Source organism: Algoriphagus lacus (genome assembly GCF_003583985.1).
GTDB lineage: Bacteria > Bacteroidota > Bacteroidia > Cytophagales > Cyclobacteriaceae > Algoriphagus > Algoriphagus lacus.
In genome coordinates this window covers 262,964-287,004 of the sequence record NZ_QXML01000001.1, presented here as the reverse complement: position 1 = coordinate 287,004, position 24,041 = coordinate 262,964, and the positions used below count along the sequence as shown (strand labels likewise).

21 protein-coding genes are annotated in these 24,041 nt (G+C 45.6%); 15 read left to right on the top strand and 6 right to left on the bottom strand.

The window, feature by feature from the left end:
- Positions 1-9: 9 nt before the first annotated feature.
- Positions 10-852, bottom strand: a complete 843-nt coding sequence (locus tag D0X99_RS01110; RefSeq protein ID WP_119475804.1) for a mechanosensitive ion channel family protein — start codon at positions 850-852, stop codon at positions 10-12.
- 460 nt (positions 853-1,312) lie between these two features.
- On the opposite strand from D0X99_RS01110, the gene nth reads away from it, so the two are divergent.
- The 3 genes from nth to D0X99_RS01095 are packed head-to-tail and all read left to right on the top strand — an operon-like array spanning position 1,313 to position 4,974.
- On the top strand, positions 1,313-1,984 hold the full coding sequence (gene nth / locus D0X99_RS01105) for an endonuclease III (RefSeq protein WP_119475803.1): 672 nt from the start codon (positions 1,313-1,315) through the stop codon (positions 1,982-1,984).
- Positions 1,985-3,757, top strand: coding sequence for an asparagine synthase (glutamine-hydrolyzing) (gene asnB / locus D0X99_RS01100; RefSeq protein WP_119475802.1), 1,773 nt, complete (start codon positions 1,985-1,987; stop codon positions 3,755-3,757).
- A complete protein-coding gene (locus D0X99_RS01095; RefSeq protein WP_119475801.1) occupies positions 3,754-4,974 on the top strand; it encodes a glycosyltransferase family 4 protein in 1,221 nt (406 codons plus the stop codon). The genes asnB and D0X99_RS01095 overlap by 4 nt, the downstream gene beginning before the upstream one ends.
- On the opposite strand, the gene gldB is transcribed toward D0X99_RS01095, so the two are convergent.
- Positions 4,937-5,941, bottom strand: a complete 1,005-nt coding sequence (gldB, locus tag D0X99_RS01090) for a gliding motility lipoprotein GldB (RefSeq protein WP_119475800.1) — start codon at positions 5,939-5,941, stop codon at positions 4,937-4,939. The two genes, D0X99_RS01095 and gldB, sit on opposite strands and share 38 nt — an antisense overlap.
- Before the next feature lie 49 nt (positions 5,942-5,990).
- A complete protein-coding gene (locus D0X99_RS20675) occupies positions 5,991-6,122 on the bottom strand; it encodes a hypothetical protein (RefSeq protein WP_262696707.1) in 132 nt (43 codons plus the stop codon).
- Here D0X99_RS20675 and D0X99_RS01085 point away from each other — a divergent pair.
- The 11 genes from D0X99_RS01085 (at position 6,061) to D0X99_RS01035 (ending at position 19,377) form a co-directional block, all read left to right on the top strand.
- Complete coding sequence (locus D0X99_RS01085) at positions 6,061-7,065, top strand: radical SAM/SPASM domain-containing protein (RefSeq protein ID WP_119475799.1); 1,005 nt, start codon at positions 6,061-6,063, stop codon at positions 7,063-7,065. The two genes, D0X99_RS20675 and D0X99_RS01085, sit on opposite strands and share 62 nt — an antisense overlap.
- A 119-nt stretch (positions 7,066-7,184) precedes the next feature.
- Positions 7,185-9,770, top strand: a complete 2,586-nt coding sequence (locus tag D0X99_RS01080; RefSeq protein ID WP_119475798.1) for an SLBB domain-containing protein — start codon at positions 7,185-7,187, stop codon at positions 9,768-9,770.
- The gene (locus D0X99_RS01075) at positions 9,770-10,837 is read left to right on the top strand and encodes a GumC domain-containing protein (RefSeq protein WP_119475797.1); all 1,068 of its coding nucleotides are present in this window, start codon (positions 9,770-9,772) and stop codon (positions 10,835-10,837) included. The genes D0X99_RS01080 and D0X99_RS01075 overlap by 1 nt, the downstream gene beginning before the upstream one ends.
- 13 nt (positions 10,838-10,850) lie before the next feature.
- Positions 10,851-12,143, top strand: a complete 1,293-nt coding sequence (locus D0X99_RS01070) for an oligosaccharide flippase family protein (protein ID WP_119475796.1) — start codon at positions 10,851-10,853, stop codon at positions 12,141-12,143.
- Positions 12,127-13,050 (top strand): glycosyltransferase family 2 protein, encoded by a 924-nt coding sequence (locus D0X99_RS01065; RefSeq protein WP_119475795.1) that lies wholly within the window; start codon positions 12,127-12,129, stop codon positions 13,048-13,050. Before D0X99_RS01070 ends, D0X99_RS01065 begins: the two co-directional genes overlap by 17 nt.
- The gene (locus D0X99_RS01060) at positions 13,041-14,450 is read left to right on the top strand and encodes an O-antigen ligase family protein (RefSeq protein WP_119475794.1); all 1,410 of its coding nucleotides are present in this window, start codon (positions 13,041-13,043) and stop codon (positions 14,448-14,450) included. Before D0X99_RS01065 ends, D0X99_RS01060 begins: the two co-directional genes overlap by 10 nt.
- A 20-nt stretch (positions 14,451-14,470) precedes the next feature.
- Entirely contained in the window at positions 14,471-15,601 is a 1,131-nt protein-coding gene (locus D0X99_RS01055; RefSeq protein WP_147392171.1) for a glycosyltransferase family 4 protein, read from the top strand.
- Positions 15,598-16,494, top strand: coding sequence for a class I SAM-dependent methyltransferase (locus D0X99_RS01050; RefSeq protein WP_119475792.1), 897 nt, complete (start codon positions 15,598-15,600; stop codon positions 16,492-16,494). Before D0X99_RS01055 ends, D0X99_RS01050 begins: the two co-directional genes overlap by 4 nt.
- Entirely contained in the window at positions 16,487-17,647 is a 1,161-nt protein-coding gene (locus D0X99_RS01045; RefSeq protein ID WP_119476368.1) for a glycosyltransferase family 4 protein, read from the top strand. Before D0X99_RS01050 ends, D0X99_RS01045 begins: the two co-directional genes overlap by 8 nt.
- Positions 17,623-18,747 carry a DUF1972 domain-containing protein gene (locus tag D0X99_RS01040; RefSeq protein WP_119475791.1) on the top strand — a complete coding sequence of 375 codons (1,125 nt, stop codon included), beginning with the start codon at positions 17,623-17,625 and terminating at the stop codon, positions 18,745-18,747. Before D0X99_RS01045 ends, D0X99_RS01040 begins: the two co-directional genes overlap by 25 nt.
- Positions 18,748-18,963: 216 nt before the next feature.
- Complete coding sequence (locus D0X99_RS01035; RefSeq protein WP_119475790.1) at positions 18,964-19,377, top strand: OsmC family protein; 414 nt, start codon at positions 18,964-18,966, stop codon at positions 19,375-19,377.
- Positions 19,378-19,508: 131 nt separating this feature from the next.
- On the opposite strand, the gene rlmF is transcribed toward D0X99_RS01035, so the two are convergent.
- The 3 genes from rlmF to D0X99_RS01020 form a co-directional block, all read right to left on the bottom strand.
- On the bottom strand, positions 19,509-20,459 hold the full coding sequence (gene rlmF, locus D0X99_RS01030; protein WP_119475789.1) for a 23S rRNA (adenine(1618)-N(6))-methyltransferase RlmF: 951 nt from the start codon (positions 20,457-20,459) through the stop codon (positions 19,509-19,511).
- A gap of 14 nt (positions 20,460-20,473) precedes the next feature.
- Positions 20,474-21,205 (bottom strand): SIMPL domain-containing protein, encoded by a 732-nt coding sequence (locus tag D0X99_RS01025; protein ID WP_119475788.1) that lies wholly within the window; start codon positions 21,203-21,205, stop codon positions 20,474-20,476.
- A 108-nt stretch (positions 21,206-21,313) separates the two neighbouring features.
- Positions 21,314-22,786 (bottom strand): M14 family zinc carboxypeptidase, encoded by a 1,473-nt coding sequence (locus D0X99_RS01020; protein ID WP_119475787.1) that lies wholly within the window; start codon positions 22,784-22,786, stop codon positions 21,314-21,316.
- Between the two features lie 180 nt (positions 22,787-22,966).
- Here D0X99_RS01020 and D0X99_RS01015 point away from each other — a divergent pair, with 180 nt between their 5' ends.
- Positions 22,967-23,977, top strand: a complete 1,011-nt coding sequence (locus D0X99_RS01015) for a dipeptide epimerase (RefSeq protein WP_119475786.1) — start codon at positions 22,967-22,969, stop codon at positions 23,975-23,977.
- Positions 23,978-24,041 lie beyond the last annotated feature (64 nt).

Sequence of the window (24,041 nt, the reverse complement as noted above, 5' to 3'; positions counted from 1 at the left end):
TCTATGTTTCTAATCATCAGTAAGAACCCCCGTGGAGCTTTGGTTTTTATTGATGACCAGTCGGGTAGGAATTGGCCCTTCGATTTCATTTTGGTCAAAAGCGACTTTGATCTCTTCCTGAAGACTAAAAAACACATCCCAATACTGAGATTCATCGGCATAAGGCCGGATGGCTAGGGTGACCATCCCGTCTCCGACTTTTAGGACATTCACCGATGGGGCAGGATCCTTCAGCACTTTTTCGTTTGCTTTCAAGACCTCCATGGCTACGGTTTTGGCTTTTTCGATATTCATACTTGGTGAAATGGCCATGTTAATATCCACTCTCAGGTTTCCATGTCTGCTGTAGTTAATAATGGTGTTATTGCTGACTGCGCCGTTTGCCAGGATTACAGTTTTATTTTCGGGAGTTAAGAGGATGGTGTTGAAAATCTGAATTTCCTTCACTACTCCGGTTTGTCCGTTGGATTCTATTAATTCACCTGGCTTGAATGGCTTGAAGATTAGGATTAATACCCCACCGGCAAAATTTCCCAAGGATCCCTGCAAGGCCAAACCAACTGCCAAGCCCAATGCACCGATAATGGCCACAAATGAGGTAGTTTGAATTCCCAGCATTCCGGCAGCGGTGATCAAAAGCAGTACTTTCAATCCGATGGAAACCATACTGGAAACAAAAGTGCGCAGTGAACTATCCACACTTTTTTTATCCATTGCTTGGGAGAGAATCCTGGACGCCCAATTGATGATGGTCATACCAATGACAAGGACTGCAATTGCGGAGATCAGGTTTGGGCCGAAATCAATCAGCCAATTCAATACTTTTTCTGGGAAGGCATTAAATTTTTCCATAGGAAGAGAATTTTAAGTTGAAATAAGGGTTAGATGGTTGGTATTGGAAGAAGTGAAATCTGCGTTTGATGAGAAAAAAATTTCAGGTGCTTACCCCGTAATGAAAATAGGGTGACTGGTTGATCGCTAATCCCTTGGTAAGATTCGCTTCCAAAAAGAAATCTGAAAATCACTAAAAATCCCATGTGCCGAAGAATTAAAAAAGCCTGGATAAGCCTCAAATAATCAAGTTATAGCGATTTCTTTTCCTGAAAGAGTTCTGCTTGAGGATGCCCTTTTTAAGTTAGTCAAATCATTAAAAATCTTCACATTTTTGGCTGAAATTCTCGCCATAGCTGAAGTCTTTTCCAAGCGTTTCGATTTTGGCAAATCCGGTTATCCGGGTAAGATTTAATGGAATATCTTTCGACCTTCCAATTGCTTAGTTATCTTCAGATTCCAAACATTTGTTTTCACCCCCATGCTCAAAAAACAGCGTTACGAAGCGTTTATCAAACATTTTTCCGAAAACATGCCTGCAGCCGAAACGGAACTTCATTATGAAAATCCATTTCAGCTTCTCATTGCAGTGGTACTTTCTGCTCAGTGTACCGACAAGCGAATCAATATGGTTACGCCTGCCTTGTTCCGGGATTTTCCGACGCCGGCCCACCTGGCCGCATCTTCATTTGATGAGCTTTTCCCATATATCAAGTCTGTTTCCTACCCGAGCAATAAAACCAAGCATTTGCTTGGTTTGGGAAAAATGTTGGTGGAGGATTTTGGCGGGGAAATCCCTGAGACAGTTGCCGAACTGACCAAGCTTCCGGGTGTAGGAAGAAAAACAGCCAACGTCATCACATCCGTCGTATGGAATCAACCGAACATGGCCGTGGACACACATGTATTCCGGGTTTCAAGAAGATTGGGATTGGTTCCAATGACTGCCAAAACTCCGCTGGAAGTTGAAAAGCAATTGGTTAAAAACATCCCCAAGCAGTACATCCATGTCGCGCATCATTGGCTCATTTTGCATGGGAGATATACCTGCCTTGCCCGCAAGCCAAAGTGCGAGGAATGTCCGATAACGCATTTTTGCAAGTTTTTTGAAAAGACCAAAGGAAAAGCAGTAGAGGAGGATGCCGAAGTATAAATGTGCGGCATTCATTTAATCTGGGGAAAAGGCGCAAATCAAGATTCAATTCAGGCTTTGGTCGATTCGGCCCGTCATCGGGGTCCCGATCAGGACGCGATATATTCTCCTTGGGCAGGTCTTTGGATTGGTGTCAACCGACTGAAAATCCTCCATCCCGGGCCTGATGCCGATCAGCCTTTATGGGCTCCTGACGGAAAAAGCCTCCTGATCCTGAATGGTGAAATTTACAATTTTCAAGAGTTGAGAAGTCTGCTTTCCAAAATGGGGATCGACTTCATCACTCAGTCCGATACGGAAGTTTTGCTTCATTACCTGAGATTTTTTGGTCCGAAAGGATTGGAAAAGCTCAACGGGATGTTTGCCCTGATTTACGTCGATCTGATAAACAAATCAGTCTTGGTAGCCAGGGATGGAAATGGGGAAAAGCCCCTGTATTATGCCCAAAACCCGGACACCTTGGTGATTTCCTCCGAGACCGGAGGGATTGCAAAAATCCAAGAGCATGCCCCGGATTGGGAGCAGGTGGAGCATTATTTCCATTTCCGGTTCCCATCACCCGGCAAAACTTTTCATCGAGGGATCAGAGAATGGAAACCGGGCAGGTACAGCACGATCTTTCGCCATGACACCTTCCGATGGGATACGATTCCCTTACAAATAGGAATCCTAACCCCGACCCAGGAAAGCTTTCGTGACGCATTGAAACGGACAATACTTAATCAGTTTCATGCAGATGTTCCTGTTGGAATTATGCTCAGTGGTGGGGCAGACAGCAGTCTGTTGTATGCACTCTGGTATCAGGAAACCGGTACTCAATTGCAGGGATATTCCATTCAGGTTGAAAAAAAGTACCGTTCTAAATATGCCGATGGGGATGCCGCCATCCGCTTGGCCAATCAGATTCCCATAAATCACCGAGTATTGGAAATTGACCAAACCGTCTTTTTCAATAACTGGGATGAGTACCTGCAAAGTATTGACCTCCCAATCGGAGATTCAGCAGGTTTTTTGACCTGGATGATTGGCAAAACAGCAAAAACCCAAGTCAAAGTTTTAGTCTCAGGCGCAGGAGCAGATGAACTCTGGGGCGGATATCAGCGTCATGCTGCATTTTTGAGGTACTGGGAGCAATATCGCTTTTGGACGAGTTGGTCTACTACTTTGGAGAAACTGCCATTTGGAAGAGAATGGAAAAAATTCACCTCGGGCATTCGGAAAAACCCAAATCAGACTTTTCTCAATTTTTCTGCGCTGCAAAATCCCTCGTCCGAACTGAAGGGAGATTACGAGCGGATTTTTAATTCCAACCTTGCGGAATACAAGCGAATGCTGGATTTTGACCGGCAAGTATATCTCGTTCAGGATGTGCTAAAAATTCACGACAATGCCCTGATGGCACATGGAATAGAAGGGCGATCTCCCTATTTGGATTCCTCTGTTTTGGGCATTTGGCAAAATGTGGAGGATCCTGCCTTGCTAAGTGGTAAACCTTGGATCAAAAATCTACTTCGGGATCAAAACCTGGCTTGGGTGGCTGATCGCAAAAAGTTCGGTTTTGGATTGCCTTTGCGCGAATGGCTTAGCGAAAAAGGAGAGTTTTCCAATCGGGTTTTTTCAACACTCAAAGAGTTTGATCGAAGCCACGGGGAAAAATTCACGAAACCTGTTAGACAACTGCTTCGCTACCCGGAGGACGGAGTGAAATTCCAATTTCTGACACTCTACAATCTGTTTCTTTTGGCAGAATGGACGAAATTGCGTCGGCTATGAGGGTAATTTACATCCACCAATATTTCAGAACTCCGGAGCAGGGAGGAGCAGTGCGTTCTTATCACCTGGCCAAAGGCTTGGTTCAGGCTGGAATCGAGGTGGATATGATTACTGCACATAATGGTCCAGACTATGACCAACGCTGGATTGAAGGGATTCGGGTTCATTATCTTCCTGTGGGCTATGATCAGAAATTTGGCTTTCTCCTTAGGATTTGGGCTTTTTGGAGATTTGTGATCAAGGCTAAAAAGTTGGTCAAAAAGCTTCCCAGGACGGATTTGATGTACATCACCTCGACGCCTCTCTCTACAGGTATGATTGGGCTTTGGGGCAAGCGGAAATTTGCCATTCCTTACATTTTTGAAGTGAGGGATCTATGGCCTGAGGCACCGGTGCAGGTAGGAGTCCTCAAAAATCCGTTGTTGAAACGGATGCTTTATCGACTGGAGAAGAAAATTTATGATCAGGCGTTGAGCGTGGTTGCGCTTTCTCCCGGAATCGCCTCCTACATCCAAAAGAAAAGTCCTGACCGATCCGTGGCCCTGATTCCGAATTTCTCTGATCTGAACACGTTTTACCCAAAAGAAAAAGATAAAAAATTAGCCATTCAGCTTGGGCTTTCATCCGGATTGACTATTGCCTACACGGGGGCTTTGGGCTTGGTAAATGCCGTGGAGGAATTATTGGATTTGGCTGAATTGGCTCAAAATTCGGGGAAGAACTGGAATTTCCTGGTCATGGGAGAAGGCAGTCACAAGCAGAAGCTGGAAGTCATTTCAGGGAAAAAATCCCTTAAAAATGTCCGATTTGTACCGTTTGGTTCGAAGGATAACGTAAATGAAATTCTGAATCTGGCAGATTTCGCCTGGATTTCTTTTGCACACTTTCCTGTCCTGAAGACCAATAGTCCCAATAAGTTTTTTGATGCCTTGGCTTCGGGAAAGGCCATTTTGGTCAATCACAAAGGCTGGGTTTATGATCTCGTCAAAACCCATCAGCTTGGGATTTCCTGTTTGCCGGGAAAATTGGAGTCCACTTTTTCCAAACTGGAAGAGCTGGAAAATCACCCCTCCAAAATTGACCAAATGGGTCAAAATGCCAGAATGCTGGCCGAAAATCTCTTTTCAAAAGAAATTGCAATTGCCAGGCTTATTGAAGTAGTCCAGCCAAAACCCAAGGTTACTCCGGGCGGCGAGGTCGGTATCCGGACTGCCTGAAGATCTTCTCAGAATCCGATTCCTTCATCAGATCGGGAAGAGAAACATCCTGACCAAATTGGTAGTCGTCCACGATATTCCAACCCAGCCATCGTCCCAATCTTCCTGGAGCTTTGGTGGAAATCGCATCAGTAAATGGTGCCTCCCCTATGTACTTCCGGATCTCGAACGGATTCGTTTCGTACAGCAATTCATTTTCCACAAAGTGCGCCCAGATGAATTCCTCGTTTTCGTAGCATTCGGCGATTTCTTCAGGTTTGTACCCGATGATGTATTGATCGGAGGTGCAGGGAAGGATGGCTTTGACAAAGTGGTAAGCCTTGCCGTAGTAGATCATTTCCGCAAGCAAGGTGTTTTCCTGAGGATTGACTGAATTGTATTTGGAGGAAATAGCCAAAACGATCATCGGAACCAAATAGGGTTTTTCGTAGCGCTCCGCCATATACCTGGCGATATCCGGTTGGAAGGTATGATCAGCCGGAAGGAAGTAGTCCAACCCTATCACAATCATGTCTTCTGTGACCAGTAGGTCAGAGTTGAATCCTGAGACGAAGGTGTAAACTTTCGGAGTCTTGAAATCCGGGAAGTAATGCTTGATGTATTTGAAAGCGTTTTCGAGCTCTTTTTCAATATCCGACACGTCGGCAAACTCTACTTTGACCGAATCATACAATACCCGAAGGGCAGAGTCCTGATGAATGGCCAGGAGGTCTTGTGCCAAAGAATCAGCAGATGCATATTGGCTTTTTTGAAGATAGCTCTCGGCAAAGTCCGGATGCTGATCCAGCAGATACAGGAAATCCTGACTGCTTTTTGCACCAAAAAATTCATCCTCCAGTCGGGTGATTTTTACCTCGAGTTCCTGATCCAGAATGTCCTCATCCAGTTCACAGGTTTCGGTATTTTTACCACAGGCAAAAACCAAAAAAACCAAAATAGACAGGAAAGCCAAGCGGGTGAATCTCATAGAGTCAAGTTGAAGCTTTGCAAAAGTAAGGAATCGGGCGATATGGATTTCAAACGGCGAAAATCGGATTAGCGTATTTCATTTTTGCTTCTTCCTCAGCCATTGCCGTACTTTCTGAGGTGAAAAACAAGTGGATTACCGGGTTGGCATTTTTACGGTTTCTGACTTTTCGGAAAGTCATCAATTACCTCCTGCTTCGGACTTCGTTTCACTTGAGCCAAGTCTTCGGGAAACCTATGATGTGGGGCAATCCCACCACGCTCAGCATCGAACCGACCACCAGCTGCAACTTGCGCTGTCCGGAATGTCCATCGGGATTGAGATCCTTTACTCGGCCTACAGGCATGCTCCAAGAGCAGCTATTCGAGAAAGTCATCGATCAGGTTAGCCGACATTTGACCTGGCTGCACCTGTACTTTCAGGGAGAGCCGTTTTTGAATCCCCGGTTTTTGGAAATGGTGAACTATGCCGATTCCAAGGGGATTTTTACCTCAACTTCCACCAATGCCCATTACCTTCAGGAAAAGCAGGTAAAAGCCATTTTGGCAAGCGGTCTGAAACAGCTCATCGTTTCCATGGACGGGATTACACAGGAAGTCTATGAGCAATATCGGATTGGCGGAAGTCTGGAAAAAGTACAGGATGGGCTGAATTTGTTGATTTCGGAGCGGAAAAAATCCGGTCAATCCTTTCCGAGAATTATCCTGCAATTTTTGGTAACCGGCCAAAACGAGCATCAGCTCCCTGCCTTGAAATCCTGGGCCAAAGCTATGGAAGTGGATGAACTTCAACTCAAAACCACCCAAATCTATGAGTTCGAAAACGGCTCCGAATTGATCCCATCAGACCTTGGCTATTCCCGGTATATTCCCGCCGGAAACGGGAAATGGAAACTGAAAAAGAAACTGGAAAACAAATGTTGGAGGATGTGGCAAGGGGCGGTAGTCACTTGGGATGGAAAGGTCGTTCCCTGCTGTTTTGACAAAGATGCCAGTCATGTCATGGGAGAATTGACCCGTAGCTCACTTGCATCCATTTGGAATTCTTTGCCGTATTTCAATTTCCGGAAACAGCTGTTGTCTGACCGTTCTCAGATCGAGATTTGCCGAAATTGCACCGAGTAGTAGAATCTTCGGGCTGCTTGAAGCCCGGTTTTTGGAGCTATATTTGGTATAATTAAGAAATTGACGGATTTTTAAGTCCCATATTTGCCCGATATTCACCCGGAACAGTCTTTTCGCTCATGATTTCATACAAGAGAATCTGGTACTTTTTTGCCTTTATCGCCCTGCTGATCGTTTCAGTTCCACCTGTAGTTGCCCAGCAAAATACGGATCTGAACACCATAAAAGTAGACGAACTCAGCGATGAGCAAATTGAAGAACTCGTAAAAAGGGCCAATGAGGCCGGCCTTGGGGTGGATGAGTTTCTTCAAATGGCTCAGCTAAGAGGAATGCCTTCTGCGGAAGTTGAAAAACTTCGAAGCCGAATCGAAGAACTGAATTTGAGCGGTTCGGCAAATCGAAGTACCAACGTTTCACGAAGAGAACCCAGGCAGCAACTCGACTTGAATCAAATTACCCAGGGACTTTACCAGCCTCAGGCTGAAATTTTGGCTTCTGAGACTGAAAGTGAAATTTTCGGAACTTCCCTTTTCTATCAAAAAAACCGACGGCTAAGTTTTGAGCCTAGCCTCAACCAAGCCACTCCAAAAAGCTATGTGCTCGGCCCGGGGGATGTGGTTTTTGTAGACATTTACGGCCAGTCGGAATACTATTACGAAGCCACGGTAAATCCCGATGGGTTTGTCTTACTGGACAATATTGGACCAGTATCTGTCTCCGGAAAAACCATCGAGGAAGCGACGGGAATCATCAAAAGCCGAGTGGCGAGATTTTATCCAGGCCTTTCGGGACCCAATCCCAATACTTTTTTGCAGGTGACTTTGGGTAATGTCCGCACGATCAAAGTCCACATCATGGGAGAGGTCAGGCTTCCGGGCACCTTTACCTTGAGTGCTTTTTCCACGGTTTTCAATGCGCTCTATGCAGCAGGGGGACCCAATGAAAACGGCACCATGCGAGCCATCAAACTGATAAGAAATAACAAGCCTGTATCGGAGATTGATGTCTATGATTTGTTGATCAAGGGCACTGCCAACCTGGACGTTCAGCTTCAGGATCAGGATGTGATTTTGGTTTCACCTTTCAAGTCCAGAGTGAAAGTAAACGGTGAAGTGAAACGTCCCTTGACTTTTGAAATCGGGGAGGAAGATACGCTCGAAGATTTATTGAGCTATGCTGGAGGATTTACAGACTTAGCGTTTAAAGATCGTTTGGCGATCTCGAGGATTACCGGAAATCAACGGTCCGTTTCAGACGTTTACCAAAATCAGTTTAATCTTTTTATCCTGAAAGGGGGCGATGAAATCACGGTTAGCAAGATTTTGGACAGATACAGTAATCGGGTACAGATCAAAGGAGCCGTTTATCGGGAAGGCACGTTTGCACTTACAGAAGGGCTGACCCTTTCCCAATTGGTGAAAAATGCTGAAGGCCTGAGAGGCGATGCGTACACGGAACGGGCCAGTATTCTCCGCACCAAAGAAGACCTCAGCACGGAAATGATTGAGGTTAACCTCAGAAATGTGCTTGCTGGTTCAGCACCGGATGTGATTCTAAAACGGGAAGATGTTGTTCGGATTTCCAGTATCTACGACATCCAAAATGAGCGTTACGTTCAGATTTTGGGAGAAGTGAAAAAGCCCGGAACTTATCCCTATTCCGAATCGATGAAAATCGAGGAACTGATTATTCTGGCAGGAGGACTTCAGGAATCCGCTAATTCTCAGGACATCGAAATCGCCAGAAGACTGGAGGATTCCGACCTTGGTACGCTTTCGGATATCATCCCTACCCGAGTCAATCCGGATTTGTCAATCAGTTCGGATTCACCTGCACTCTTGCCATTTGATCAGGTGATTGTGAGAAAAAGGGCCAATTTCACCATGCAGAAGCTGGTGGCGGTCGAAGGCCAAGTCAATGCCCCTGGTATTTTTGCGATCCAAACCAGCGTGGAGCGAATCTCTGATTTGGTGAAGCGTGCAGGAGGACTGAACCAATTCGCCTATTCCAAGGGTGCTACGCTGATCCGAAGAACTGAATTTTTCAATACTGAATCCGAGCAAATCCGAAGACAGCGAAATCTTGAGGCTTTGAAAATGAAGTTGATCGAAGACCCCAACAATTCCGAGGCTCAGGAGGAATTGCTTCAGCGACTGTTCCGGGATTTGCCAAGTGAAAAAGTCAATCCGGTTGACACGCTCCTTTCCAATGCCAAGCGGGAATCCTTGGATCAAATCGCTTCAGAAACTCCAGGCTTCGCCGTGAAAATCAAGGAGTCCGAAGCTGTGGCAATCAATCTGGAAAAAATCCTTCAGAATCCCGGATCTCAGGAAGACCTGATCCTGGAGGAGGGAGATATTCTGACCGTGCCCAAACTTCTTCAAACCGTCCGAATGCGCGGCGATGTGGTCTACCCGACTACACTCCGTCATGAAAGCGGACGCAGTCTCAAGCATTACATCAACAGTGCAGGAGGCTTTGAGCGGCGGGCCAACAGGAAGCAAACCTATGTAGTCTATGCCAACGGCGCCGTTAAGAGAACCAAAGGGATTTTGGCAATCCGAAATTATCCACCGGTGGAACCAGGGGCCGAAGTGATCGTTCCCACCAAGGGACCAAAGGTTCCGCTTCGTCTCGGTGATGTAGTGGGAGTGACCACTGCATTGGCTACTTTGGTATTGGTCGCGTCACAAATAAATTGGTAATGGAAGGATCCAAGCATTTTTCTGACAATCAGTTTACCCTAAAAGAGGTTTTCCAAAACCTTGGGGAATGGTTTGTCTTTTTCCTTTCCAAATGGAAAACCTTGGTTTTTGCCGGAGTAATTGGAGTCGGACTTGGAGCGTTGGTTTCGGTTTTGAAAAAGCCGGTTTTTCATGCTGAAACTTCCTTCGTATTGGAAGAAGGTGACGGTGCTGGAATCGGTCAGATGTCCGGTTTGGCTTCCTTGGTGGGAGTAAACTTGGGTTCACTCGGAAGCACCAGCGGGCTTTTTCAAGGGGATAACATCATGGAACTGTATCGCTCAGACAGAATGATCGGTGAGACATTGCTGAGTCCTTTCGGCGATAATCAACTCCTGATTGATCGTTTTGTCGAATTTGAAAAGCTGGATGAAAAATGGGCTTCCAAAGTTGATTTTTCGGCCTTGGATTTTACTGTTCCCCGAGAAAGCTTCACCGTGACCCAAGATTCGGTGGTCAAAGAAGTAGCCAAACTGATCCGAGAAAGACAACTCAGTGTAGCCAAGCCAGACCGTAAGCTCAGTATCATTCAAGTCAGTATTTCTTCCAAGGACGAGCTTTTCGCCAAGGCATTCAATGAAACCCTGGTGGAAAAAGTGAACAGTTTTTACTTTGAAACCAAGACCAAAAAGACCGGCGAAAATGTCGCAATCCTTCAGACTCAGGCAGATAGTGTGCGGGCGATTTTGGATGAAAGTATTGGCGCTTTCGCCAGTGCTACCGATCGTGTTCCCAATGCGAACCCATTGCTGACTTCTGCCACTGTGGAAACCAGAAAGCGGCAGATCGACGTGCAGGCTACCGGAGCAGTGTATCAGGAAATCGTCAAAAACCTGGAAATCGCCAAGGTGAACCACCGCAATAATTCCCCGCTGATTCAAATCATCGACTCTCCGAGGCTCCCCTTGAAACGATCAGAAATCCGATTGGTCAAAGGGATGGTGTTGGGTGCAGTCATTACCGGCCTGTTGGTTCTTTTCGGGCTTTACTTTCGCAGACTGTATCAGAAGCATGTGCAGGAAAGCTAAACCCTAGGCTGTCGTGTTTGAAAAACTGAACCTGCTCATCCCAATCGGGAATTTTATCCGGAACAAGTCCATCCAGAACTTTCTCTTTTTGGCAGTCATTCAGTCTTCCAACGTACTGATTTCCCTCATTTCCATGCCTTTGCTGATTCAAAGCATTGGAGTGGATCAGTTTGGGCTAGTCAACTTAGCTCTTTCGGTTATTATCCTGTTGAATATTCTGGTTGGATTTGGCTACAATCTAAGTGCACCTCGGGAGGTTGCCTTACATCAAGGAGACAAAACGGCCCTTTCCCATGTGGTTTCCAATGTCTTTTCTGGAAAGGTTCTGCTTGCCGTATTGGCTACATTTCTGATCTTGACTGGAGCGTTTGGACTGAATCTTTTTCAGGAATACCGGATGATTCTGGTTTTTTCAGTGCTATTACTCTTTTCAGAAGCTACGCTACCCCTTTGGTTTTTCCAGGGAATGGAAAAGATGAAGCTGGTTTCCATTGCCAATATTTTCTCCAAGCTGCTCTTTTTGATGGGAATCGTCCTGTTCATTCATTCTCCTGAGCAAAGCAAATGGGTCAACTTTCTGATGGGGTTTTTCGGTCTGGGAATCAACCTGCTGTTGCTTGGATACATCCATTCGTTTCTGGGAATTCGCTTTTATCGCCCTGAAATTTCAGCAATCTGGAAAAGTTTGAAGGACAACATGCTGCTATTTTTCAGCAATTTGGCCAGTCATATTTCGATCAACGGAGGTCTGATTATTCTGAGTTTTTTTTCAGTGGCCGAGACCCTTGGGATGTACAGTCTTGCCGAACGAGTGGTGATGGTATTGCGGCTTTTTCCCGCCTTGATCATTCAGGCCATTTTCCCTAATGCGGCCAGGCTTTTTAAAGATGATCGAGAAGGATTTTATAGATTTTTAAAGGGGGTCTACATCCGTGTATTGTTTTTTGGAGGCTTCATTTCAGCCGGAGCCTTTTTGACTGCCCCATTGATCATCCGGGTTCTTTCCCGTTCTGAATTGGCAGAATCGGTTATTTACTTACAATTTCTATCACCCGTTCCTTTTTTGGCTTGTCTGAATGTTGGAAACATTACACTCCTGTTGGTTTCTGATCTGAAAGAACTCCTCTTCCGGGCAAGTTGGATGATGTGTGTTTACATGATCGTAGTTTCAGTAATTCTGACTTTTTGGATGGGTGGGATAGGGCTTTGCATCGGCATTATTTCCACAGAAATTGTTGTTTTCCTAATCTGTCTGGTACTGCTATACCGACAAAACCGAGCTTTGGTCTATGGCTTTTATTCCTGAAGAATCGGTCGCGATCATTTTGGTCAACTGGAACGGGTATGATTTTACCAGAGCCTGTTTGGAATCACTCAGTAAAGTGGATTTCCCGGATTTCCGGGTGATTTTGGTCGACAATGCTTCTCAAAATCAGGAAGGGTCAAGATTGAAAAAATCCTTTCCTGAAATCGAATTGATCGAAAATTCCCAAAACCTTGGCTTTGCCGGAGGCAATAATGTTGGAATTCGATATGCTTTGGAGCAGGGATTTTCTAATGTGATGCTCTTGAACAACGACACCAAAGTCGAACCAGATTTCCTGGGACAAATGATTCGGAAATTCAATCAGGAGCCGAGATTTGGAGTCGTGCAGCCCTTGATCCTTTTCATGCATGATCCCAAAAAAATCTGGAGCGCTGGAGGAAAATGGATATCGGCTTTGGGACGCGCCATTACCTTAGGAGATCAATCTCCGATTTCGGATTATCGGTTCAAAAAACCGGAACTCGACTGGGCGACGGGCTGCTGCATGTTAATTTCCAGGGAGGCCTTATTGAAAACGGGGCTTTTGAATGAGCAGTATTTCACCTATTTCGAAGATGTGGAATGGTCCCTTAGATTTCGCAAAGCGGGTTTCAGAATCGCATTGGCAGAAAAAGCTATCGTTTACCACGAAGCAGGGGCTTCTTCCAAAAAGAAGAACGCCGAAGGGACCTTGAGTCCAAGGGTGTTTTACTATCATGTGAGGAACCAGTTTTTGCTAATTCGAAGTCAAAAAGCGCCTATTGGACTGATGTATCATCTGCTCCGTTTCACCTTGTGGATGGGGTATTTCCTGATCAGGGTAAGATTTCAAAAACTGAAATCTGTAGCAAAAGGTATCGTTGACGGTCTGACCCAACCTCTTCAATCCCCACCTCAATGGCCCTAATCTTTTTTATTCTGATCGCATTGGCTGTTGGCGCCGGATTTTTGTGGGTGCTTCAGGAGATGGTTTTCAAGGGCAAATGGAGCCATTTTATTTATTTTCTAGCTTCATTTCTTCCGTTTTACATCACCTCTCTGAGTGTCATTTACCTGGCTACCCGCTCGCCTGAAATCGTAGGAATTTTTCAGGTGTTGAAAGAAGTCGTGGTCTTGGTGGCCATACTCGGATTCATTTTCTATCGAAAGAGAATTTTTGATTACCCTTTCCGACTCCGCTCCACCGACTGGCTGATGTTGGCATTTCTGACCCTGTCCTTTTTCTACATCCTCCTACCGCTTGGGGAAGCTTCATTTTTGAACAAAGCCCTCTATTACAAGAGTATGCTGATACCGGGCTTAGTTTATTTCCTGGGTAGAAATACCCGGTTTAATGAGATTGAGATTGCTTGGGTTTTCAAAATCATTTTTGCCGTGGCAATAGGAGCATTTGTAATCAACTGCGTCGAAAACTTCCTTTTGGGAGCGCATTTGCAGCAGTTTACCGGCTATGCATTGTATAATCAAGCGATTAACGACATCGATCCCACCGGGAATTTCGGCCTGACTTGGACCTTTGAGACCCAAGCGGTAACCAAGCGTTTGGCAGGTTTTTTCTCCGACCCACTTGAAATGGCGAGTTCCGTCCTGATGGGCTTTGCGGCTGGCTTGATCTGGTTTTTGACCTCGAAAAAGGAATATAGCTGGCCGTATTTGCTGGTGATGGCTTGTTCCTTGGGAAGCTTGGTTTTTTCGGCATCACGAGCTGCATTTGGGGCCTTTTTCATCATGATCTTTTTCGTTGCGCTGGTTTTCAGGTTGTACAAGCTTATTGGGGCAGGTTTTCTGGCCTTGCTTGGGTTTGGGATCTATGTGGTCGCTTTTGCATCGGATGATTTTTACTTTTTTGTGGTTGATACTCTGACTTTTGAAAATACCTCCAGCATCGGCCACGTGGTCGAATGGCTATTGGCTTTGGACTCCATGGTTGCCAATCCCTTGGGTATTGGTTTGGCGATGAGCGGAAATGCAGGAAGTGTGACGGATGAGGTTCGAGTGGGTGGGGAAAACCAGTTTCTGATCTATGGTGTCCAACTGGGTTGGCTGGGGATGATTCTTTACGTTTTGGTATTGGCTTCCGGGGTGATTTTAAGCCTTCGGGTATTTTACCAAACCGAGGAGGTGATGACCGCCCGGCTTGCTTTTGTCGGAGCGGTGACGAAGGTGGGTTTGCTCTTGCCACTTTTCACTGCCAACGCAGAGATGTACACCTATGTAACTTGGCTGACTTGGTGGATGATTGGGTATAGTGTGAATGAGTATAGCAGATTAAGTTTAACTTTGAAAAGACCTCCAAAGACTGTTTGAGGAATCTAACCCCATTAACCTTGAAAGTTCTCCTTGACCTGCAATACCTCAACGTCGCCACCACAGGGATCAAAACCTACATGATGGAACTGGCTAAAGCGGCCCGAAAATATCCCCATCCGGAGATCGAGTGGATTTTTACCCATGAGCCGGAGGATCAGTCAGCCGATCAGACTTACAAAGGCAATCAGTCCAAAATTCAAAAACTGAATTACCACTTGGATTATTTCCGATGGAAGGAGTTTCAATTGCCCGATTTGGTTAAAAAGTACAAACCCGATGTCCTCATCTGTCCGGATTTTGTTGCGCCGGCGGCATCCTTGCCGTGCCGACGACTGACGGTGATCCACGATGCGTTTTTCTGGCAAATGCCCAAAAACTACCCTTCTTGGTGGAGAAAATATTTTGTAAGTCTGATCAAAAAAGGACTCAAAGAAAACACCGAGATCATCACCACAACGGAATATTCCAAGCAATCGCTCCTTAATTATTTGGGAAGTTCCTGGCCAATCACCGTAGTCTATCAGGCCCCCAAAGGCCTTAAGTCCGCTTCAGATCCCAAGTTTTTGGATAAATACAAACTTGAAAAGGAGGGATATTTTCTCCACATCGGCACCTTTGACCGAAGGAAAAACCTCCCCTTGCTAGTCAATGCATTTGCTGAATTTTTGTCCACAACACGTTCCGAAAAGAAACTGGTTTTAGCAGGAGGCCCGGGTCAAAGTAGACAGATGAATGATCTCCCGGTTGTCCGAAACTTGGTCAAGGAACTTGGATTGGAAGAAAAAGTACTTCTCACCGGATATGTTTCCGACGGAGAAATAAAAGCGCTCTACGAAGGAGCATTTGCCTACGTATTTCCTTCAGAAAATGAAGGATTTGGAATACCCATATTGGAGTCCATGGGTTTTGGAGTGCCGGTTATTCACTCGGATCAGCCCGCTTTACTCGAAGTGGCTGGCGGGGCCGGTCTGGCATTTGCAGGCGGAAATCAGTCTGATTTGATGGAAAAAATGATACTTTTGGAGCGTGAAAACGAGCTGAAATCTAACCTTATCCAAGCGGGAAGGGCTAGATCCAAAGACTTTTCAGCCCAAAATTTTATCCAAGCTTTTCATCAGATTATTCTGAGTTCGCCAACTTCTCCATGAGGCAAATTTCCTGTCCGGTTTGTCATACCTCTCCAACAAGAGCCCCTCAATCCCGATCTGTTCATTCCTGCGAAAGCTGCGGACTTCGGTGGACTTTTCTGCCTGAGGAGGTAGATACTGAGGCACTTTATGAAGACGAAGTCTATGCTGTGGTGGACAATCGACGCTCGATCTTTGAGCGGATCATTTTTTCAGAAGCTAAAAAAATTCTTCTCCAAGCCCTGAAACTTCACCCAAAAATCAAATCGATTTTGGATTTTGGTTCGGGAAAAGGCCAGTTTTTAGCGGTGGCCAAAGAAGTAGGATTCGAAGGCCTAGGAATCGAAACAGCGAAAGATCGGGCGGATTTTGCCCGGGAAAAATACCAAGTCAGGGTTTTGGGTGAGTTTTATTCCGGTGGAAAAATCGAGCAAGGAAACTTCGACCTCATCACTTTAAACCATGTGCTGGAGCATTTACCCGGTCCCATCGGAATGATGCAGGAGCTTTTAAGTCAAAATCTGGCTTCAAAGGGATTGGTCTACATCGAGGTTCCAAGAGCCGATTCCTGGCAGGCGAAAATTGCCGGGGCTGACTGGATGCATTGGGATATTCCCAAGCACTTGACGCATTGGACTGAAGCTGGATTGGAACTGGAATTCTCCAAAATCGGATTTCAGAAAGTAGGTACCCGTGGTTTCTCCGTTCATCTTGGGGTTTTGGGAATGCTGCAGTCGCTGTTGTCAAAAGTTGGGTTCAACGAGAATTTGATTCTTAGACTGAAGCGAAAAAAAACCCTGGGACTTTTGGTTTCGATTGCCTTGATTTTGCCGATTGCGTGGGGTTTGGAAGTTTTTTCCACCGGATTTGGAAAGTCGGGAGTTGTGGGAATTTACCTCAGAAGAAATGGCTAATTTGGGGAACATCCTATTCTTGCAAAGCTCTTCCGAACTCTATGGCTCGGGAAAAATCATTCTGCAGGTGTTGAGGCTTTACAGGAGGGAAGGTTTTAATCCTGTGGTTGTTTTGACCGGCCCGGGGCCCCTTCAGGTGATTTTGGAACAGGAAGGATTCCCTGTTTATGTCCAAAATCTGGGAATTCTCAGAAGAAAATATGTGAATCCAAGTGGGCTCATCAACCGATTGGGGAAAAATTTCAAAGCCTATCGCTTCCTGTCCAAACTGCACCGGAAATATGATTTCAGGCTGGTCTATTCCAATACGCTTGCTGTAATCGTCGGCGCCTACTGGGCAAAAAGAAACCGGATTCCGCATTGTTGGCACATTCATGAAATCATCCCCGGGCCTTTTCCTTTGGTAAAGTTGCTCAGCAATCTGCTCGATCAAAGTACTCCCCGACCCATTGCTGTGTCAAAAGCGGTGGCAGAACACTGGCAGCCTTTTTTGAAGGAATCGAAAATCCAGGTGATTCACAACGGCATTCCGTATGATGCATTTCTGACGGCCACAGCCACGTTAAGGACTGAGTTGGGTCTCGCTGAAAATTCTGTTTTGATTGGAATGATCGGTCGGATCAATCCGGGGAAAGGCCAGCTTTTCTTTCTCGAAATGGCTGAAATACTTTCAAAGACCTACTCGACTGCCTACTTTGTGTTGGTAGGCGACCCATTTCCGGGCTATGAACCCATTTTGGAAGAATTGAAAAAAGAGATTGGAGAAAAGAGATTGGAGGATCGGGTGAGCTACTTGGGCTTTCGGGAGGATATCCCGGAAATCATGGCTTCCTTGGATATTTTTGTTCTGCCTTCCATACTTCCGGATTCCTTTCCAACGGTGATTTTGGAAGCGATGGCTTCCGGAAAACCAGTCGTAGCTACCCGTTCAGGAGGGGCCTCAGAGCTGGTTTTGGAAGGAGAAACGGGCTATCTGATCCCGATTGGGGATGTTCAGAAAGGTGTGGAGGCTTTGGGAGCTCTGGTTCAAAACAGGAACTTGAGGCAAACCTTTGGCGAAGCTGGAAGACAACGGGTACTGAGTGAATTCAGGTTGAAGGCTTTCGAAGAAAAAATCAAAACCCACCTATGGCAGCACCTGAAAGAAAGCTAAAAGTCGCCATCATGGGTGCCAAAGGCTACCCTTATGTTTATGGAGGCTATGATACCATGATCAAAGAGCTCGGTGAGCGACTCGTTGCCAAAGGTGTGCATGTCCGGGTGTACAATCACCGGGCTTTGTTCAAGGACCGTCCGAGAGTGGTCAATGGGATCGAGTGTATTTACACTCCTGCCATCGAGTCCAAGAGCCTGACCCAACTGACACATACCTTCTTTTCCATGATCCATGCCTGCCTTTCGGATGTGGATGTGATTTTTGTGGTGAACAGTGGAAATGGGCCATTTGGAGTGATTTCAAGGCTTTTTGGCAAACCAACGGCCATTAATGTGGATGGTTTGGAGTGGTTGAGGCCTAAATGGAAAGGGCTCGGCTCGACTTATTTTTTCTGGGCATCAAAGATGGCAACCAAATTCTACGATCAGGTTATCAACGACTCAGACGAAATGCGAAGGGTGTATTTGGAGCTGTTCCAAAAAGACTCGAAAGTCATTGCCTATGGAGCCAATCCCAGGGAAAGCGTCTCTTTGGATCCGATCAAAAAATGGAATCTGAATAGCCGTGACTATTTCCTGATTGTAGGTCGACTCGTGCCGGATAACAATGCCGATCTTATTATCGAAGGATTTTTGAAATCCAATTCCAAGCGTACACTGGTGGTGGTAGGTGATGTTCCCTTTGCAGATGATTGGGCTAATCGCTTGAAAAATATACAAGATCCACGATTGCTGTTTACCGGCTACGTGACTGATCCGAACGAACTGGCAGCTTTGTATTCTCATTGCTATGCTTATTTTCATGGGCATGAGTTTGGCGGGACCAATCCTGCCATGCTGAAGGCCTTGGGCTATGGATGTGCGATTTTGGCTTTGGATACGCCATTCAATCAGGAAATGCTTCAAAAGGGAAAGCATGGGCGGTACTTTGAGAAAAGAGCGGAATCCGTCAAAAAGATAGTGGAGCAGGCGGAACTTGAGCCTGAAAGGATGGAAGGACTCCGACTGACTGCACGGTCCGGGCTAACACAGAAATACAACTGGGACTTTGTAACAAATCAGTACTTGGAGGTTTTTAAAAGCTTGGCAAAGATTTAATTCCCCCACAGATTTACCCAGATAATGCCATAAACTGCCACGGATTTCAGAAACATCGACCATTTGCTAATTGAAAGAAACGCCTAATTTCCCTGTCAATCTGTAATTTAAATTGGCAACAGCTTGTGCGACCATTAAAAAAATAGATTCAAGAAACTTAAAGCAACAAAAATCCCTTTATCAATTATCTTTTCACCATAAAAACTCTTTAATCCCATGATCAGAAAAGCAACTGCCGTTTGGAACGGAAGCGGCAAAGAAGGTTCCGGCCACTTGACCACTGCCAGCACTGTCCTTAACAAAACCCAGTATTCATTTAATACCCGATTTGAAGACGGGGTAGGAACAAATCCCGAAGAATTGGTTGCAGCAGCTCACGCAGGTTGTTTTGCAATGAAACTTAGCTTCAACTTGAGCGGGGCAAATTTCCCTCCCAAGGAATTGGATGTCACTTCCAATATTACCTTTGAAGAAGGAACATTGAAAAAGTCTCACTTGGTACTCAAGGCGAAAGTAGACGGAATTTCAGAAGAGAAATTTGCAGAATTGGTGAAGGATGCAGAGAAAAACTGTCCGATCTCCAGAGCCTTGAATATGGAAATCAGTGTGGAATACACGCTGAATGCATGATAAGTAGGATCTGGAAAGACACAGACTAGGTCAAATTTTTAATCCATAAGTAGATTAAAAGAAGCTAGAGGAAACACCATCCTCGGATCCAAAAACTCTCCATGGTTCAAAAAACGTGGAGAGTTTTCTTTTTAGGACCAGCGGTGTTCAGACCAGGTTTTCCGCTGTTTTTCATTCAAAAAACTCCAGACAATAAATCGACTTTTCTTATTTCCCTGCGCCATCTCAATGATTTTTTGAGCCACGGCTCCCGACTTTTCAAGTTGGGTTTGAAGTGGTTTTAGGTTTTCGGATTTGGAAACCAGGGAAGTAAACCAAAACACCTGGCTTTTGAAATTCAGGCTTTCCTGAATCATTTTTCGGATAAACTGCAGTTCTCCTCCATCGGTCCAGAGTTCAGCAGCCTGTCCTCCAAAGTTCAATTCCGGTTTTGGTGAAGATTTACCAGTCAAATTTTTAACCTTTCGCTGACTTCCCTCCAATGCGGCCAGGGCCGATTCATGAAAGGGAGGATTGCACATCGTCATGTCAAAAAACTCATTGGGCTGGATAATGCCCGAGAAAATATTTTCAGGATTGGTTTGCGCCCGGATTTCAATGTTCCCGCTGAAATGTGGGTTTTTGGAAATGATGTGTTCTGCCGAGGCGATAGCCAGGGGGTTCAACTCCGAACCGACAAAACTCCATCCATAGCATGCATTTCCGAGGATCGGATAGATCAGATTGGCTCCCGTACCCACATCCAACACCTTGATTTTTAGTCCGGCGGGAATTTTTCCGGAATGGCTATCTCCCAGCAAATCTGCCAAATAATGAATGTAATCCGCCCTGCCGGGAATCGGAGGACAAAGAAATCCCTCCGGAATGTCCCAGAACTGGAGGTGGTAAAAGTGAAGAAGCAAGGCTCGGTTAAGTGCTTTTACAGCCGTTGGGTCGGAAAAATCAAGGGTTAGATTTCCGTACTCATTGGTAAAAAGGAAGGTATTCAGTTCAGGAAGAGTATTCGCCAATGCGTCCAGGTCATAGCGTCCCTGATGGATATTTCGTGCGTGCAGTCCGGCTTGGTTTCCCTTTCCTTTCATTCTTTAAAACTAAGTCAATCCACCTCAAAACTCAGCTTCATGGTGATCGATGCGGTTTTGTTTTTTGCTGCGGTATTGAAGGTTCCTCCCCAGGAGTAATCCTCCCCGGAATTTTGCCCGGTAATCTGAAAAATTCCCATGTTGGCACTGACCAAGTCGCCCAGACTGGAATTTGAGTTTTCGGCAATTCGCTCTGCCCGGATTCTTCCGTCTTCTGTTGCTTTGGCAATCATTTCCAGTTTCAGGGATTCCAGCTTTGTGTAGTAATATCTTGGAGGCATGGAATAAAAGGTAATCCCCTGATTGAGCAATTCGGTGATTTCCCGGCTGATTTTCTCCACCTTCTCGACTTCCTTGGATTCGATGACCAAGGACTGATTCAGTTGATAACCTTGAAAAGTCTGACCGGCAAAGTTGCCGTTTGCCGTATAGTTTTGTTGGTAAATCGGGGTAGTGGTGACTGCGTTGAAAACCATCTGCTCAGCAGGAATGCCTTTTGACTTCAGATAGTTGATTACTGCTGCCCGATCACTTTCTAGATTTGCATAGGCTTCTTTCAAATCTTTGCTTTCACGAGAAAAATTTCCATCCCATACAATCAGGTCCGAAGTAAAATTCTGCTCTCCCAATCCGGTCACGTGGATCATTCCCTGGGGACGGTTTCGGTTGATGACCGCGTTTCCTAATACAAAAGCAGCGATGACAATGGCTATGGCAAAAACTATTGCCGAAAGGTTCTTTCTCATGTTGACGGGGGAAAGTGTTGATTGAAGTTAGCGCTAATTCCAGTCAATCCAAAGAGCAAAAAACCCGCCTGAATAGCGGGTTTTGAGAATCTTTAGGACATTTAACACTCAGAAAATCCGGTTTCGAAACTCCTGTTTTTTAGGATTTTCCAAATCGATTAGATAGCCATTGACCACTGCAAATTTCAGAACTCCGTCTTTGGCAAGGAAAAAGTTGGGAGTGGCACCTGTCATCCAACCTCCGGAGAATTTCTCGGTGGTTTTTAAAACCAAAACGGGTAAGTCATGGATTTGTCTCGCTTCCCCCGTCTTTACTTTGACGGCCAAAAAACCCTGACGCAGCAAGTCCAAGGCCTTTTCCTGGGAGATGTCTTTGATCCCATCAAAAGCGGTCGGATACAATTTCCCTTCGGTATGTACCAAGCCTGTCGCGTCCAGCGTCTCAAAACCAAAGAAGATCTGCATGTCACCCAAATCCTCCACAGATCCGGTCATGAAATAAGATCCATTGGAATCGGTTTCTCTGCGTCGGATTGCCAAATCAAGCGGGTACAATTTGTCCTGAACTTTGACTTGCATCTCATTGATGATCAAATCCATCAGCTGAAACCCATTGTCCGGAATGGCAAAATACTGCTCCGTGGTGTACTGTTCATAGCTTTTGGTTGCTATCTGATGCAGCGCGTTGAGGATGATCATAAAGTTCAACTTTCGGATGTATTGCTTTTCCGGGTCACCCTGATATCCACCCGATTCGATCAAAATTGTGCTGGTCCCCCATTTTTGGATATTGTCTCCAAATGCTCTGGGCTCAAATGCATCGTCGTATTTTCCAACCTGTCCGGGAATCATTTGCTGCAGGAGTTCATTCATTCCGACAATGGTTTTCATCGCGCGGCCACGTACCTCATTGACTTCGGTTTCCAGGTTATAGGCCGGGGCCAATACAGAAATCGTCGCTTGCTTTGGCGTATTGACCACATTGTAATAGATCTGCTGATCGTGAAGATTGAATCCAAACTCAGGCGCGAAGCTGTCCCGGGCAGTTTTCAGGATTACGGCTTCGGGAGAAATCTGCGATATGGCATCCCGGTTCAGATCGATATCCAGAGAGTTTCGACGCTTGAAACCATCTGCTCCATCGGGATTAAGCATCGGGATAAATTTCAAGCTGAGGGTTGACTTCAAGAGATTTCTCAATTCCCCGTGCTCATCCCCGGAAGCTTCCAGAAAATTGAATAGGTCAAAAAGTGCCATTGTTGCCGTACTTTCATTTCCATGCATCTGAGACCAGAGCATGACTTTGGTCTGTCCATCGCCCCAACTCATGCTGGAAATGCTTTTTCCGTTGACAGATTCTCCCAACTTCTCGATTTGAAAGGCTCCGGAATGCTTCCGGATCAAAGGCTGTATATCTGCATGCTTAAACCGCCGGTGTGTGATTGCTGGTTCTTTATATTTTTCAAATGCAGATTCCAACTTTCCAAGGGAAACCTGTGAATAGGTAACCTGAGCTGAAAGTGGGGTGCTCAGGGATAAGATCAAGAATAAGTGAAGGACAATTATGGATGAAATTTTCATAGGAACAGGTTGGATCAAACGATTTTAAAACTAGCCATTCGGGTGAAATAAATCCGTGTATTTTTGCCGAAGCCCAAAAAATCATGCCATGAAATCGAGCAAATTGCAGGAGACACAAAGTAGAGGGGCTGTAAGTGATGTGAGATTACATGTGGCCTTATGTAAAAAAACTTTAGACACATGAAGTTAAGCTACCAGATTTTTGACCTTCCTCTCAAGCACACCTTTACCATTGCTCACCAGAGTAGGGATATTCAGGATACCCTGATCGTCAAATTGGAGGAAAATGGATTATTCGGTTTGGGTGAGTCCACTACCAATCCCTTTTATGGAATTACGATTGAAAATATGACGGCTTGTCTGGAGGTAATCCGTCCGGTGGTTGAATCAGGCAAATGGAAATCCCCTGAGGACCTATGGGAGTTGGGAAAAGAAGTTTTCAAAGCAAATCCTTTTGCCCAATGTGCCTTGGATTTGGCGGCATGGGATATTTTTACCAAGAAAAAAGGTCAAAAACTCTACGAATACCTTGGCTTGGATCCTTCTCATATTCCCACGACTAACTTCACCATTGGGATCGATACAGTGGAGAAAATGGTTTCCAAAATGAAGGAAGTTGACTGGCCGATCTATAAAATCAAGCTGGGAACGAGCAATGATCTCGAAATCGTCCGCGAACTCCGAAAGCACACCGACTCTGTCTTCCGAATCGATGCCAACTGCGCCTGGACCGCTGAACAAGCGATCCGAAACTCTGAAGAATTGGCCAAACTGGGAGTGGAATTTATGGAGCAGCCACTGGGAAAAGACGATTTGGAAGGAATGAAGGAGGTATTCAAGTATTCCAAACTTCCCGTTATGGCCGATGAAAGCTGCATCGTGGAGAGTGATGTGAAAAAATGCCACGGCCTATTTCATGCCATTAATGTCAAGCTTGTTAAGGCAGGAGGCATCACTCCGGGACTTCGGATGATTCACGAAGCTAAGTCACTCGGCATGAAAACCATGGTCGGCTGTATGACGGAATCTTCCGTCGGAATTACAGCTATTGCCCACATTGCTCCGCTACTGGACTATGTCGATATGGACGGAGCGATGCTTTTGGCAAAAGATCCTGCAAAAGGAGTAAGGATTACTCCTGAAAAAGTGACTTTTCCGGACGGACCGGGGATCGGGGCGGAGTTGGTGTAAATGTTGGGAAGTTAGGAGGCAAGGATGTTTGGGAGTCATTTTTTTCCTGCCGTCAGTTTCGAAA

What these genes read in the sequence shown, in the direction of transcription:
- D0X99_RS01110 (WP_119475804.1), bottom strand. Translation starts at nt 852, where the DNA reads ATGGAAAAATTTAATGCCTTCCCAGAAAAAGTATTGAATTGGCTGATT.
- nth (WP_119475803.1), top strand. Translation starts at nt 1,313, where the DNA reads ATGCTCAAAAAACAGCGTTACGAAGCGTTTATCAAACATTTTTCCGAA.
- asnB (WP_119475802.1), top strand. Translation starts at nt 1,985, where the DNA reads ATGTGCGGCATTCATTTAATCTGGGGAAAAGGCGCAAATCAAGATTCA.
- D0X99_RS01095 (WP_119475801.1), top strand. Translation starts at nt 3,754, where the DNA reads ATGAGGGTAATTTACATCCACCAATATTTCAGAACTCCGGAGCAGGGA.
- gldB (WP_119475800.1), bottom strand. Translation starts at nt 5,941, where the DNA reads ATGAGATTCACCCGCTTGGCTTTCCTGTCTATTTTGGTTTTTTTGGTT.
- D0X99_RS20675 (WP_262696707.1), bottom strand. Translation starts at nt 6,122, where the DNA reads ATGACTTTCCGAAAAGTCAGAAACCGTAAAAATGCCAACCCGGTAATC.
- D0X99_RS01080 (WP_119475798.1), top strand. Translation starts at nt 7,185, where the DNA reads ATGATTTCATACAAGAGAATCTGGTACTTTTTTGCCTTTATCGCCCTG.
- D0X99_RS01075 (WP_119475797.1), top strand. Translation starts at nt 9,770, where the DNA reads ATGGAAGGATCCAAGCATTTTTCTGACAATCAGTTTACCCTAAAAGAG.
- D0X99_RS01065 (WP_119475795.1), top strand. Translation starts at nt 12,127, where the DNA reads ATGGCTTTTATTCCTGAAGAATCGGTCGCGATCATTTTGGTCAACTGG.
- D0X99_RS01060 (WP_119475794.1), top strand. Translation starts at nt 13,041, where the DNA reads ATGGCCCTAATCTTTTTTATTCTGATCGCATTGGCTGTTGGCGCCGGA.
- D0X99_RS01050 (WP_119475792.1), top strand. Translation starts at nt 15,598, where the DNA reads ATGAGGCAAATTTCCTGTCCGGTTTGTCATACCTCTCCAACAAGAGCC.
- D0X99_RS01045 (WP_119476368.1), top strand. Translation starts at nt 16,487, where the DNA reads ATGGCTAATTTGGGGAACATCCTATTCTTGCAAAGCTCTTCCGAACTC.
- D0X99_RS01040 (WP_119475791.1), top strand. Translation starts at nt 17,623, where the DNA reads ATGGCAGCACCTGAAAGAAAGCTAAAAGTCGCCATCATGGGTGCCAAA.
- D0X99_RS01035 (WP_119475790.1), top strand. Translation starts at nt 18,964, where the DNA reads ATGATCAGAAAAGCAACTGCCGTTTGGAACGGAAGCGGCAAAGAAGGT.
- rlmF (WP_119475789.1), bottom strand. Translation starts at nt 20,459, where the DNA reads ATGAAAGGAAAGGGAAACCAAGCCGGACTGCACGCACGAAATATCCAT.
- D0X99_RS01025 (WP_119475788.1), bottom strand. Translation starts at nt 21,205, where the DNA reads ATGAGAAAGAACCTTTCGGCAATAGTTTTTGCCATAGCCATTGTCATC.
- D0X99_RS01020 (WP_119475787.1), bottom strand. Translation starts at nt 22,786, where the DNA reads ATGAAAATTTCATCCATAATTGTCCTTCACTTATTCTTGATCTTATCC.
- D0X99_RS01015 (WP_119475786.1), top strand. Translation starts at nt 22,967, where the DNA reads ATGAAGTTAAGCTACCAGATTTTTGACCTTCCTCTCAAGCACACCTTT.